The sequence below is a fragment of the Pseudanabaena sp. UWO310 genome, assembly GCF_006861605.1.
Taxonomy (GTDB): Bacteria; Cyanobacteriota; Cyanobacteriia; order Pseudanabaenales; family Pseudanabaenaceae; genus Pseudanabaena.
The window spans coordinates 14,461-27,545 of sequence record NZ_SELU01000020.1 but is presented as its reverse complement, the minus strand read 5'-3'; the positions used below and the strand labels follow the sequence as shown (position 1 = coordinate 27,545).

General features: G+C 44.7%; 5 protein-coding genes and 1 CRISPR repeat array. Of the genes, 2 read left to right on the top strand and 3 right to left on the bottom strand.

Annotated features, from left to right (window positions below; all coding sequences use genetic code 11):
- The first annotated feature begins 260 nt into the window (after positions 1–260).
- Together PseudUWO310_RS08550 and psbV are read left to right on the top strand one after the other, a co-directional pair.
- Positions 261–1,211, top strand: a complete 951-nt coding sequence (locus PseudUWO310_RS08550; protein ID WP_142600264.1) for a FecR domain-containing protein — start codon at positions 261–263, stop codon at positions 1,209–1,211.
- A 241-nt stretch (positions 1,212–1,452) separates the two neighbouring features.
- Positions 1,453–2,882: direct repeats of the CRISPR family, unit length 36 nt; unit sequence TCCCCTACTCGCTAGGGGACGCGATCGATTGGAAAC.
- Positions 2,883–3,379: 497 nt separating this feature from the next.
- Positions 3,380–3,871: a photosystem II cytochrome c-550 gene (psbV, locus tag PseudUWO310_RS08545; RefSeq protein WP_142600263.1), complete on the top strand. Its 492-nt coding sequence runs from the start codon at positions 3,380–3,382 to the stop codon at positions 3,869–3,871.
- A 158-nt stretch (positions 3,872–4,029) separates the two neighbouring features.
- On the opposite strand, the gene PseudUWO310_RS08540 is transcribed toward psbV, so the two are convergent.
- The 3 genes from PseudUWO310_RS08540 to PseudUWO310_RS08530 all read right to left on the bottom strand — a co-directional run bounded on the left by PseudUWO310_RS08540 (position 4,030) and on the right by PseudUWO310_RS08530 (position 12,979).
- On the bottom strand, positions 4,030–7,077 hold the full coding sequence (locus PseudUWO310_RS08540; RefSeq protein WP_142600262.1) for an ATP-binding protein: 3,048 nt from the start codon (positions 7,075–7,077) through the stop codon (positions 4,030–4,032).
- 216 nt (positions 7,078–7,293) lie between these two features.
- On the bottom strand, positions 7,294–10,071 hold the full coding sequence (locus PseudUWO310_RS08535; protein WP_142600261.1) for a hybrid sensor histidine kinase/response regulator: 2,778 nt from the start codon (positions 10,069–10,071) through the stop codon (positions 7,294–7,296).
- A gap of 124 nt (positions 10,072–10,195) precedes the next feature.
- The gene (locus PseudUWO310_RS08530) at positions 10,196–12,979 is read right to left on the bottom strand and encodes a hybrid sensor histidine kinase/response regulator (protein WP_142600260.1); all 2,784 of its coding nucleotides are present in this window, start codon (positions 12,977–12,979) and stop codon (positions 10,196–10,198) included.
- Between the last annotated feature and the right edge of the window lie 106 nt (positions 12,980–13,085).

The window sequence follows — 13,085 nt, the reverse complement described above, 5'->3', positions numbered from 1 at the left end:
GGAATGGATTTTATGTCTTAATTTACATGCTTGGATAGCAGTCCCAAATTATTTATGAAAAAATAATATTTTTATGGGAAAAATGGGGCTTCGGCTTCGCTCCACTAACTTATAAATAGCTAGGCATAAGTAAACTTAAAACCTAGAAGAGCATACCGCCCGCTGCGCAGGCGGTATGCTCTCTGGTTTTGGTTTTAGGATTGCTATAGCTATCAATTTAGAGCTGTCAAGATACGAAAACCTTGTGAGGTCTTGTAAATATGAAAAAAGCGCTATTCCTAATTTTGATTTCGTTACTTGCTAGCTGTAGTAACAATGAGCCTTCGCCAAATTCTGCGCCAAATTCTTTATCTAGTTCTGCGCCCAGTCCTGTGTCTAGCTCCGTGTCAAGTTCTGCTGCGCCGACAGTTGCTACTCCAACGGCTTCGCCTGCCAGTCAACTGAATGTTGATGGTCAATCGGCTAAGGTGACGGAAATTCTTGATGGGGATGAGGTTTTTATTCGCGATCGCAAGGCGGCGGTTAATGATGTGGCGAAGTCGCAGGAGCAGGTCAGGACGGGTGAGTCTAGGGCTGAGATAGAGTTTAATAATAATGCGATCGCGCGTCTTAGTAAGAATTCGCTTTTGACGGTGGGTAAGTGTGGTGCTCAATTACAAAAGGGTAGTGTGTTAATTAATGGTGCTGTCTCGGCTTGTACTTCTTCTATCAGTGCGGCGGTGCGTGGTACGACTTATCTATTGGAAGTTGATGAGCAGGGTAATGATCAGATTCAAGTTTTGGAGGGTGAGGTGGCGGTCACGCGCAATGAGCCGAATCCGCAGGTGCAGTTGGTTAGGAGTGGTGAAAGGCTCCGTAATTTTAGGAAAGAGCGAAAACTGGAGTTGCAAAAGATTTCGCAGTCGGAGTATGAGCGGTTGTTGAGTAGTCCTGCTGTAAAGGGTTTTAGAAGGGATCTGCCAAGTTTGGGTAAGGTTCAAGCTAAGTTTGAAGCGCTTTTCCCAAGTGCTAAGGTGATTCTGGATAAAAAAAATAATGTGAAAGAGGATGTCAAAAAGGAGATTAAAAATTTGGAGCAGCGTGGTAAGGATGAGGTCAATAAGGAAATCAAGAAGTTAGAACCGCGAGATCTAGATAGAAAAGAGTTGGATAAATTGCCAATCCGCGAACCGATTAGGGATGTTTTACCAAAACTACCTCCCCGTCCATAGTCGTTGTTTGATCGCTGATGCTTTGCTCTGCCTCGATCTGAGCCGTTTTGTATCATGGTTTTGCGATGGGTTGGCGTTTGGGGCTGAAATGACGTTTTTGCGTGTTAGCCCTCGATGCTTTGCTGGGCATGGGTTTCAAGGCTTTTTTGTGTTTGTATTTTTTGTTTTTCACCTGTTTTTTGCGGAGGGTTCGCAAATGATGTCTAGACTCGAGGCGGTGTAAGGGTGCTAATATGGGTACTCCCCTACTCGCTAGGGGACGCGATCGATTGGAAACTGAGTAGTCATTGCCGTGTTCTCTGTTGTTTGTTTTACTCCCCTACTCGCTAGGGGACGCGATCGATTGGAAACTTTTACACCCAAACTGTAAGCCCTTTGGCAAATCTCTTCTAAGTCCCCTACTCGCTAGGGGACGCGATCGATTGGAAACTCTCTTCTATGTTGGGCGGAATGCGATGGTTGGGTATTCCCCTACTCGCTAGGGGACGCGATCGATTGGAAACTCGCCACCGCGGCACGCCCGTCCGCGACCGCGGTGATTCCCCTACTCGCTAGGGGACGCGATCGATTGGAAACCTAGCGTCAAACGATTTTTTTTCAAGCTCAATTTTTCCCCTACTCGCTAGGGGACGCGATCGATTGGAAACCGTTCTGGATGGTTCTTGCAGGTTCGCATTACATAAATCCCCTACTCGCTAGGGGACGCGATCGATTGGAAACAAAAACTCTAGGCAGTCAACAGTTTTAGACTTTCTGATCCCCTACTCGCTAGGGGACGCGATCGATTGGAAACAAAGGAAAATCAGAAACAGTCGCGTTATTGTCTGTGTTCCCCTACTCGCTAGGGGACGCGATCGATTGGAAACATTCTCTTTAATCTCTTTAGAAAGAGAATCGATTAGATCCCCTACTCGCTAGGGGACGCGATCGATTGGAAACTACATAACTTTTAACCTTTAACTCCGAACTATTTTAGTTCCCCTACTCGCTAGGGGACGCGATCGATTGTAAACTCATCTGTTGTTATGTCTGGCATAAATTTAAGGTTTAGATCCCCTACTCGCTAGGGGACGCGATCGATTGTAAACCCCGTTTTACGAGTCTGATACGTTTAATTTGCTCGATCTTCCCCTACTCGCTAGGGGACGCGATCGATTGGAAACACAAACTGAGTGTAACCATCAATAGTTACTTCTTTAACTCCCCTACTCGCTAGGGGACGCGATCGATTGGAAACATTCGCTCGTATTTGTCCAGTGTATTCAGCTTTGCTCCCCCTACTCGCTAGGGGACGCGATCGATTGGAAACGTCCCAAGCTGATACTTGATTGCCTCTGTGTTGTTCATCCCCTACTCGCTAGGGGACGCGATCGATTGGAAACCACTCTTCAAAATCCCAAGCGCCATAGTATCTGTCTTTCCCCTACTCGCTAGGGGACGTGATCGATTGGAAACGATTGGACAAAGGTGGCTCCTGAGATTGTCTCCGTCCCCTACTCGCTAGGGGACGAGATCGATTGGAAACCGATCTGTGCGGGGGTAAGGGTGACAAGTGAGGCGATTCCCCTACTCGCTAGGGGACGCGATCGATTGGAAACTTTTCGGGCGCATCTATCCCGCAAAACCGAATCTTTATCCCCTACTCGCTAGGGGACGCGATCGATTGGAAACACCTTAATAATTACCTTTGAATTAAGTATAAAAGAGTCCCCTACTCGCTAGGGGACTCTTTTTCTTTGAGAATATCGCTCACTAGTAATGCTCCCAGTCTCGAGCATTTTTCAGAACAATATCGGAAATCTTTTCTTTGAAAGACAGCTTTTTCATACCCATACTCTAGTCATGATACTTACAGCGATCGCTTTGCAAACACCCTATTGTTTTATGCGTTAAACATAATTATTTCAGCATAATTAAAACTAAAGCTAGAGGGCGTACCAATCGCTATGCGATCGGTACAATCTTCTAAGTTTGAAGTTTACTTATGCTTAGCTACTGAGTATTATTTGAAATAATGCCAAAGCTCAAAATGGCTATACCATTTTGAGCTTGGAAACCCCTACGGGGTTTAGTTTTTAATTCACAAAATTGTGATCACACTTTCGTGAATTGGGATAAAGCATAGAGCGATCGCCCTTTGGCAAATTTGAAATTCTTGTGGGAAAAATATGCTAAAAAAATGCATCAGTTTAATTTTGGCTACCTTGCTATTCTCATTGCAAATATTTGTGAGTGAAGCTTCAGCTCTCGAACTGAATGAAGCAACCCGCACAGTTCCTTTGAATGATAGAGGAGACACAATTGTTATAAGTTTGACTCAAGTTAAAGAAGGTAAACGGCTTTTTAATTATGCTTGCGCTCAATGTCATGCTGGAGGTATAACCAAAACTAACCAAAACGTCGGACTTTCACCAGAAGATTTATCAGGAGCCTTACCTAACCGCAATAATCTTAAAGGTTTGGTAGACTATCTCAAAAATCCTACTACCTATGATGGTGCGATAGAAATCTCCGAACTTCACCCAAGCATCAAGAGTTCCGATATTTTTCCGCAAATGAGAAATCTCAGTGATGAAGATCTGGAAAGCATTGCAGGGCATATTCTACTTCAGCCTAAAATTGTTGGTATCAAATGGGGTGGTGGCAAAATATATTATTAATTGGCTGAGTATTTAACGCGATCGGGCTATAGCAAGGTAAGGAACCTCCGAAGATGAGTAGCGGCGCTTCGCGCCGCTACTCATCTTCGGGGGAGTGATACTAGCTAAGGCTAGCAGAGAGTAGCGCTCGCTACGCGAGCGTTACTCTCTGGTTTTGGTTACTTATCATGTAGGTGTTTTTGAATCAATTCTTCGATCTGCTCTGACTGAAACTTCTTAGCCAATTGCAAGATCTTTTGGATAAAAGGTTGATAGCGAGCATCCTTTTGCTCAATTTCCTTTGCCACCTGCGTCACTTTTTTGATTAAGCCATCGCGTACTAACTCTAATAAAATTTGTAAATCCGCAGGATCGGGAGCAATTATTTCTCGCTCGGCATCGTTAACCTCTGTTGCCGTTTCTTCATAATTCCAAGTGAGTTGGAGATGGGTGGCTAAAGCATTGAATAGATCTTCAGCATGAACGGGCTTAGCGAGGAAATCATCGCCCCCCGCTTCGAGACTCAACTGGCGATCGATATTGGATACGGAAGCCGATGAAACAATAACCTTTAGGTGACGCAAGCTCTGATCATTCCGCAAATGTTTCAATAGCTCAAACCCATTCATGACGGGCATCGATAAATCGAGAATAACCAGATCGGGCAAATCCATCCGTATTTTCTCTAAGCCATCCAGTCCATTTTCGGCTTCGGTGATCATAAAACCTAACGGCTCCAATAGAGATAGAATTACGCCCCGATTTTCCCAGCGATCGTCCACCACCAAAATCTTTTTCCTTTCCCCCTGATAGCTGACGATATTTCCCGCACTAATATTCTGCTGTTGATTCCAATCATTTGCTAAGGGCAGCACTATCTCAAAGAAGAAGGTGCTGCCGATACCCAGTTGACTCTCGACCTGAATCTGTCCGCCCATCAACTGAACAATCTGCTGGCTGATGGCAAGTCCTAAGCCCGTACCTTCGGCTTGACGGGAGCGATCGCCCACCTGCTCAAAGGCTCGAAATAGTTTCTGCAAGTCATCGGGGGCGATGCCCACCCCAGTATCGGTGACAGCAAAGCGCAGATGTGTATTATTTTCATTGATTTCTAAAGGCTCGACCTTTAAGATCACGCTACCTTTGTCGGTAAATTTGATCGCGTTCCCCACAAGATTAATCAAGACTTGACGCAAGCGCTTCTCGTCGGTAATGATTCCCATGGGTAAATGGCGATCGGCTTCGTAGATGAAATCGAGGCGTTTTTGGTCAGCGCGGATTTGGGAGATTTCCACTACACCTTGGATGAGGGCAGGTAGATAGATGGCTTTGGGATCGAGTTCAAGTTTACGAGCTTCGATTTTCGCAATATCCAGCACATCGTTAATTAAGGTCAACAGATGGGAACCACATTGGTGAATAATATGGACTCCTTGGTTGACTTTTTCAGGAAGTGCGTCCATCCTTCCCAAAATCTGAGCGTAACCCAGAATCCCATTCAAAGGCGTGCGGAGTTCATGGCTCATATTGGCAAGGAATTCACTTTTGGCTTGATTCGCATTATCTGCGGCTTGTTTGGCAGCCTGTAGTTCTATTTCCGTAACTTTGCGATCGCTAATATCAGTATGGGAACCTACTAATCTTAGGGGCTGCCCCATCCCATCCCACGCCACTACCTTCGCCCGCGACAAAATCCAGCGATAGTCGCCATCCTTGTGGCGCATCCGAAATTCTAAGTGATAGGTAGAAGTTAAGCCCTTTAGGTGCGCATGGATACCTGCATAAGCTGATCCCAAGTCTTCGGGATGTGTCAGCTCTTCCCAAGTGCTAAGCTTGTTGACCAATTCATCATCAGCGTAGCCCAGTATGAGTTTCCACTGGGGAGAAAAATAGACTTGATTGGTATCAAGATACCAATCCCAAATACCGTCATTGACGCTCTGCATCGTTAACTGGAAGCGTTCTTCACTGATTCTAAGAGCCTCAGTCCGTTCTTCCACTCGATCTTCGAGGTCGGCATTGACTTTTTCTAGAGCCCGAAAGGAATCTTGTAACTGGTTAGCCATGAGATTAAAAGAGTTTCCCAACTCTCCTAATTCGTCCGAGCGATTAATTGCCACCACCTGTTCCCATTGTCCTTCCGAGAGAAGTTTGGAGGCTCGGCTTAATAGCAGAATAGGCTGTGTAATCCAACGGGATAGGAAATAGGAAGCGGACAGACCAATGGTGAGAACCACAATAGTTAAGGCAAGGGCTAGTTTTAGTTGATCATTGAGCGCATCCTGTACTGATTCTAAGGATAAATAAACCATCGCTGCACCTCGGACATGACCCTCGGTATCGGGCAGGGGGGCGACAACTTTAAGAAACTTACCATCGATCTGACTGAAAATCTGATTGCTAGCGATCGCATTCTGAAGGCTGGATAAATCCGTTACCCCTAGATCTAGAGCTGCATCGGAATCTGTCGATTTTGCGATGCGATCGGCCGCCAGCACTTTCAGCTTAGAATCTACCACCCAAATTGCGCGGACATTTTCTCCCTTGAGGAGATGATTGACTAGGGGCTTGATCCCGACTTTTTGGCGAATACTCTCGAGAAGTTGGGCGTTATAGCCCACTTGCACGATCCGAGGTTTGTCGAGACCTGCCACCGCAACATACTTGAAAATTTGATTGTCCACCTCACGTCGTCGCGCTTCCTGCACCACGGTCTTTTTACTGCCTTGGAGGATTTGCCAAAAGATGTGAGCCTGCGGCTGTTTTTGGGGATCGGGGCTAAAGGTGAAATCAACACCAGTATTAGTGAGGTAGGCTTTCCCCTTTTCGTCGGTAATCCAAAACTCATCTAGGACGCTAGCCTTGACGATCGCCTTCAGCCGATTGTTTATTTGCTCTGGACTTAGCCCACTAGCCTCCGCAATCCCTACGAGATGAGCCGTAATGGTTGCCGAAACAATCATCTGATCCTCAAGGACTTTCTCGACATCTTGGGGGATTTTCTCGACTACCCCAGCACTGAGTGCCAACACCTGAGCAATACGAACCCCTTCCGCTTGGGTGCGCTCCAAAAGCGATCGCCTTGCCGTCCAAGTCAGCAGGGCAATGGTTGGGAGTAGGGCAATTAATAATAGACTCGATACCGTAATTAGAATTTGCTTTTGTAGAGAAGTTTTAGAGTTTAATAGATGTCTGAAGTTTAAATTGAAAGTTTGATTCGGCTGCATAAATAATTAGTCCATAATAATTAGTCCATGAGTTGAGATTTAGCCGAATCCTAAAACCTGCGGTGTAGGCTGCGGGTGCGCCGCAGGTTTTAGATCTGGATTTTAATTATGCTGAACTGCTGAATAAAGCAATTCACAAAAAATTATTCACGAAAAATTATTCACGAAAATTATTCACGAAAATTATTCACAAAAAAATAGTTTTGAAATGGTAATTTATGAACTATTTTTAGGATCATGGGTTAGGTATTGCTGTATTATCTGCTCAATTCTTTCTGATTGAAATTCTTTGGCTAGCTTTAGGATTACTTGCGTAAAAGGTTGATAGCGGGCATCCCTTTGGGCGATTTCCTTCGCTACTTGCGTCATTTTTCTCAGTAACCCATCTTCTACTAACTCTAATAAAGTTTGTAAATCCGCAGGATCGGGAGCAATTACTTCTAGTTGGCTATCCTTAGCCTGTGTTGTAGTTTCTTCATAATTCCAAGTGATTTGGAGATGGGTGGCTAAAGCATTGAATAGATCTTCAGCATGGAGTGGCTTGGTGAGGAAATCATCGCCCCCCGCCTCGAGACTCAACTGGCGATCGATATTGGATACGGAAGCCGATGAAACAATAACCTTTAGGTGACGGAAGTTCTGATCATTCCGCAAATGTTGCAATAGCTCAAAGCCATTCATGACGGGCATCGATAAATCAAGAATGACCAGATCGGGCAAATCCATCCGTATTTTCTCTAAACCATCCAGTCCATTTTCGGCTTCGGTGATCATAAAATCTAACGGCTCCAATAGAGATAGAATTACGCCCCGATTTTCCCAGCGATCGTCCACCACCAAAATCTTTTTCCTTTCTCCCTGATAGCTGACAATATTTCCCGCGCTAATAGTCTGCTGCTGATTCCAATCATTCGCTAAGGGAAGTACAATCTCAAAGAAGAAGGTGCTACCGATACCCAATTGGCTCTCGACCTGAATCTGTCCGCCCATCAACTGAACGATCTGCTGGCTGATGGCAAGTCCTAAGCCCGTACCTTCGGCTTGACGGGAGCGATCGCCCACCTGCTCAAAGGCTCGAAATAGCTTCTGTAAGTCATCGGGGGCGATGCCCACCCCAGTATCAGTGACGGCAAAGCGCAGATGTGTATTATTTTCATTGATTTCTAAAGGTTCGACCTTTAGGATCACGCTACCTTTGTCAGTAAATTTGATCGCGTTACCCACAAGATTAATCAAGACTTGACGCAAGTACTTCTCATCGGTAACGATTCCCATGGGTAAATGGCGATCGGCTTCGTAGATGAAGTCGAGGCGTTTTTGGTCAGCGCGGATTTGGGAGATTTCCACTACACCTTGGATGAGGGCGGGTAGATAGATGGCTTTGGGAGCGAGTTCGAGTTTACGGGCTTCGATTTTCGCAATATCCAGTACATCATTAATTAAGGTCAACAGATGGGAACCGCATTGGTGAATAATATGGACTCCTTGGCTGACTTTTTCGGGAAGTGCGTCCATCCTTCCCAAAATCTGGGCGTAACCTAGAATTCCATTTAAAGGCGTGCGGAGTTCGTGGCTCATATTGGCAAGGAATTCACTTTTAGCCTGATTGGCGTTATCCGCTTTTTTCTTGGCTTCGACCAGTTCAGCGGTACGTTCTTCCACCCTTTGTTCTAGTTGAATGTTGGCTTGAGCTAAAGTGTGAAAAGAGGTTTGGAGTTGGTTGCTCATCTCATTGAAGGTTTGCCCCAGTTTATCCAATTCGCGGATCGCTTCTGGTTGGATCTGTTGGTCGAGATTTCCTTTCGTGATTTCTTCGGAGGCTTGATTCAGTCTCGTAATGGGTTGGGAAATCCAACGGGATGTATAGAAGCCAGAGATTGCCGCTAGAGCCAAGGCTCCCAAACATAGCATAATCGTGGTATTGGTGTTGGCATCGATTTGTTCCATAAAATCAGATTCGGGAATGGCAATCACAATCAGCCAGTCTAGATTTAAGTTCTTAAATGGCACTACTTGGATATACTCCTTCTTGCCTTGCAGATTAAAGTCAAATTGCTCGATCTGGTTTAGGCTGGGAAAGCGATCGCCCAAAAACTGAGCCGTAGCTCTAATAATGGGATTAGGGCTATCCACGGCTGCTAAACGCGTAGTATTATCTCCTGTACCCTTGAACATCGGTTCCTGAGCAGAAGTTGCCACTAATTTACCAGAGCGCTCCACAATAAAGACTTTGCCTGTTTTGCCAATATTCAAACCTTGCAGAAACTTTGATAGTTCTTGAGACAAATAGAGATTGGTAGCACAAACCCCAATTAAGGATTTATCAATTGGGCTATAGACAGGTACACTAGCCGTGATCATTGGAGATAGGAGCGTGAAATGCAGGTAAATCTCGCTCCAGACATTTTGCCCCGCCGCCTTTGCGGCTTTGTACCAAGGTCGAACGCGAGGATCGTAGATTTTTTTGCCAAAATTAATCTGCTCAGTACGATTACCCTCAAAATCTAAAGTGACATATTGAAAGATAAATTTGGTTGACGAATTGCTAAAGGCTAGAGATAGCTTGGAACGATCTTTTTCTGAAAGCCTATCAACACCAAGAAAGTTCCCATTTTCATCACCACATAGGACTTCGCCAATGTCTGGATAAATCTGCATTTGCTCCCACATTTGTGATTCACCCTTGACTCCACTCACATCAATTATCCCTCTAGTAAAGTCAGAGGCATTGAGGCGGTTGATGGCATGGGGAATTTCGGTATAGGTTTTTAGTTTTTCCTCAATTCGCTGCGATAATTCCACGCGCAATTGGCTGGCAACTTCATTGACGGCTTTTTGACCATTGCGTAAAGATAGCCATCCTGTTATCCCAACCGCCGCAAATACTTGTAAGGTAAAGGGTGCGACTAATATTAATCTTAAGGGAAGCGATCGACGGTTCTGCGTTCTATCTGATTTACTTGGATCTATTTGCTTAGCTCGCTTAGTTCCCATGACATAATTACTTATTAATTAGTTAGCTTCTCATACGCATTGGGTAGATGTGGCGCAGGCAAGCCCGCGCCACATCTACCCAAAAGCCAGTAAAATTGTTAGCATGGCGTAAGTCCTATTTTAGCTACTTAGTTGAGATGAGATGGCTTTGAATCAATTCTTCGATCTGCTCTGACTGAAATTTCTTAGCCAATTGCAGGATTTTTTGGATAAAAGGTTGATAACGAGCATCCTTTTGCTCGATTTCCTTTGCCACCTGCGTCACTTTTTTGATTAAGCCATCGCGTACTAACTCTAATAAAATTTGTAAATCCGCAGGGTCGGGAGCGATTATTTCTCGCTCAGCATCGTTAACCTCTGTTACCGTTTCTTCATAATTCCAAGTGAGTTGGAGATGGGTAGCTAAAGCATTGAATAAATCCCCAGCATGAACGGGCTTGGCGAGGAAATCATCGCCCCCCGCCTTGAGACTCATCTGGCGATCGATATTGGATACGGAAGCCGATGAAACAATAACCCTTAAGTGGTACAAGTTCTGATCACTCCGCAAATGTTTCAATAGTTCAAACCCATTCATGACGGGCATCGATAAATCGAGAATGACCAGATCGGGCAAATCCATCCGTATTTTCTCTAAGCCATCCAGTCCATTTTCGGCTTCGGCGGTAATGAAACCTAACGGCTCCAATAGAGATAGAATTACGCCCCGATTTTCCCAGCGATCGTCCACCACTAAAATCTTTTTCCTTTCCCCCTGATAGCTGACGATATTTCCCGCGCTAATAGTCTGCTGTTGATTCCAATCAGTTGCTAAGGGCAGCACTATCTCAAAGAAGAAAGTGCTGCCGACACCCAGTTGGCTCTCGACCTGAATCTGTCCGCCCATCAACTGAATGATCTGCTGGCTGATGGCAAGTCCTAAGCCCGTACCTTCGGCTTGACGGGAGCGATCGCCCACCTGCTCAAAGGCTCGAAATAGTTTCTGCAAGTCATCGGGGGCGATGCCGACCCCAGTATCGGTGACAGCAAAGCGCAGATGCGTATTATTTTCATTGATTTTTAAAGGGGTGACTGTTAGGGTGATGCTACCTTTGTTAGTAAATTTGATCGCATTCCCCAATAGATTAATCAAGACTTGACGCAAGCGCTTCTCATCGGCAATGATTCCCATGGGTAAATTGCGATCGGCTTCATAGATAAAGTCGAGGCGTTTTTGGTCAGCGCGGATTTGGGAGATTTCCACTACGCCTTGGATAAGCGCAGGTAGATAGATGGCTTTAGGAGCGAGTTCAAGTTTACGGGCTTCGATTTTCGCAATATCCAGCACATCGTTAATTAAGGTCAACAGATGGGAACCACATTGATGAATAATATTGACTCCTTGGGTAGCTTTTTCTGGGAGTGATTTCATCCTTCCCAAAATCTGAGCGTAACCTAAAATTCCATTTAAAGGCGTGCGGAGTTCATGGCTCATATTGGCAAGGAATTCACTTTTCGCCTGATTGGCATTATCCGCTTTCTTCATAGCTTCGACCAGTTCGGCGGTACGTTCTTCTACCCTTTGCTCTAGTTGAATGTTGGCTTGAGCTAAAGTGTGAAAAGAGGCTTGGAGTTGGTTGCTCATCTCATTGAAGGTTTGTCCCAGTTTATCCAATTCGCGAATCGCTTCTGGTTGGATCTGTTGGTCGAGATTTCCTTTCGTGATTTCTTCGGAGGCATGATTCAGTCTTGTAATGGGTTGAGAAATCCAACGGGATGTATAGAAGCCAGAGATAACGGCTAGGAATAAGGCTCCTATACATAACATAATCGTGGTATTGGTATTGGCATTAATCTGCTCCATGAACTCAGATTCGGGGACAACAATCACAATCAGCCAATCTAATCCATACTTGTCCTTGAAGGGAGTAACTTGAAGAAACTGACGTTCGCCTTGCTGATAAAACTCATCTTTCGTGGGGGTGTTGATTAATGAAAATTTCTGATATTTATTTTGCAAGAATTGAGTGGCTTCTTTAATGATAGGTTGGGAACTCGCAGAAGCGGCTAAACGTTGAGCAGGCTGTTTAGGGTCAGTAGTTATAAAGGGATTTTCATTGGTAGAACTAGCAACCATATTGGCATTACGCTCAACAATGAAAATCTTGCCTGACTTTCCTAGGCTAACAGTACTGACAAATTTATTAATGTCTGTGAGAGAAATATCTACCGCAATAACTGCCAATAAACCGCCTTGACTATCGAATACTGGACGACTAGCCGTAATTACTGGTTTATTAGTTGTGGAACTGGGATAAATTTCTGACCATACAGCTATTTGGGCTTGAACTGCTTTTTTGTACCAAGGTCTCGTGCGAGCATCATAAGTATTAGGTCGAACATCGGTTAAATTAGCCCGTTCCCCTCGTTCGTTTATGGTAAATTCCGATCTTTTATATCCCGTACTCTCATTGGCTGTAAAAATTTTTATTTCTTTTTCGCTCTGATTTTTTGCCCCCAAAAAAGCACCTCGGTCGGGAGTTCCTATAGAAAGACTAGTTATTGCCTTAAATAGTCGTACATCCTGAACTAAAAACAGATCGTTTTGCGGATCGTTTTCCTCTAGATTAAGATTAAATCTTCCTTGATGGATAGCGTCAGCAACTATTTGGTTTGCCACCCAAGGTTTTTCTACAAAAGAGGTTATATGCTGTTCCACTCTGGCATCAACCTCTTCTCGCAGTCGGTTAGCTAAATCATTGACTGCTTTTTGCCCATTGCGGATCGAAATATAGCTGGTCAAGCTCACAGCGGCAAAGATTTGAATGATAAAGGGGGCAATTAGTATTAGCCGTAAAGGAATCGATCGACGTTGCTGTGTTCTAGCTGGCTTATGCGTATCGATTGGGCTAGCTTCCTTAGTTACCATGACATAGTTCCTTATTAACCTTATTAATGAGTCAGTTTTTTCTAAATAGCTAGGCATGACTAAAATCATGATTAAAATATAGACTAAAAATCTGGGACTTACGCGC

Excerpts from the sequence above, each read along its gene's own strand:
- PseudUWO310_RS08550 (WP_142600264.1), top strand. The coding sequence starts at position 261 with ATGAAAAAAGCGCTATTCCTAATTTTGATTTCGTTACTTGCTAGCTGT.
- psbV (WP_142600263.1), top strand. The coding sequence starts at position 3,380 with ATGCTAAAAAAATGCATCAGTTTAATTTTGGCTACCTTGCTATTCTCA.
- PseudUWO310_RS08540 (WP_142600262.1), bottom strand. The coding sequence starts at position 7,077 with ATGCAGCCGAATCAAACTTTCAATTTAAACTTCAGACATCTATTAAAC.
- PseudUWO310_RS08535 (WP_142600261.1), bottom strand. The coding sequence starts at position 10,071 with ATGGGAACTAAGCGAGCTAAGCAAATAGATCCAAGTAAATCAGATAGA.
- PseudUWO310_RS08530 (WP_142600260.1), bottom strand. The coding sequence starts at position 12,979 with ATGGTAACTAAGGAAGCTAGCCCAATCGATACGCATAAGCCAGCTAGA.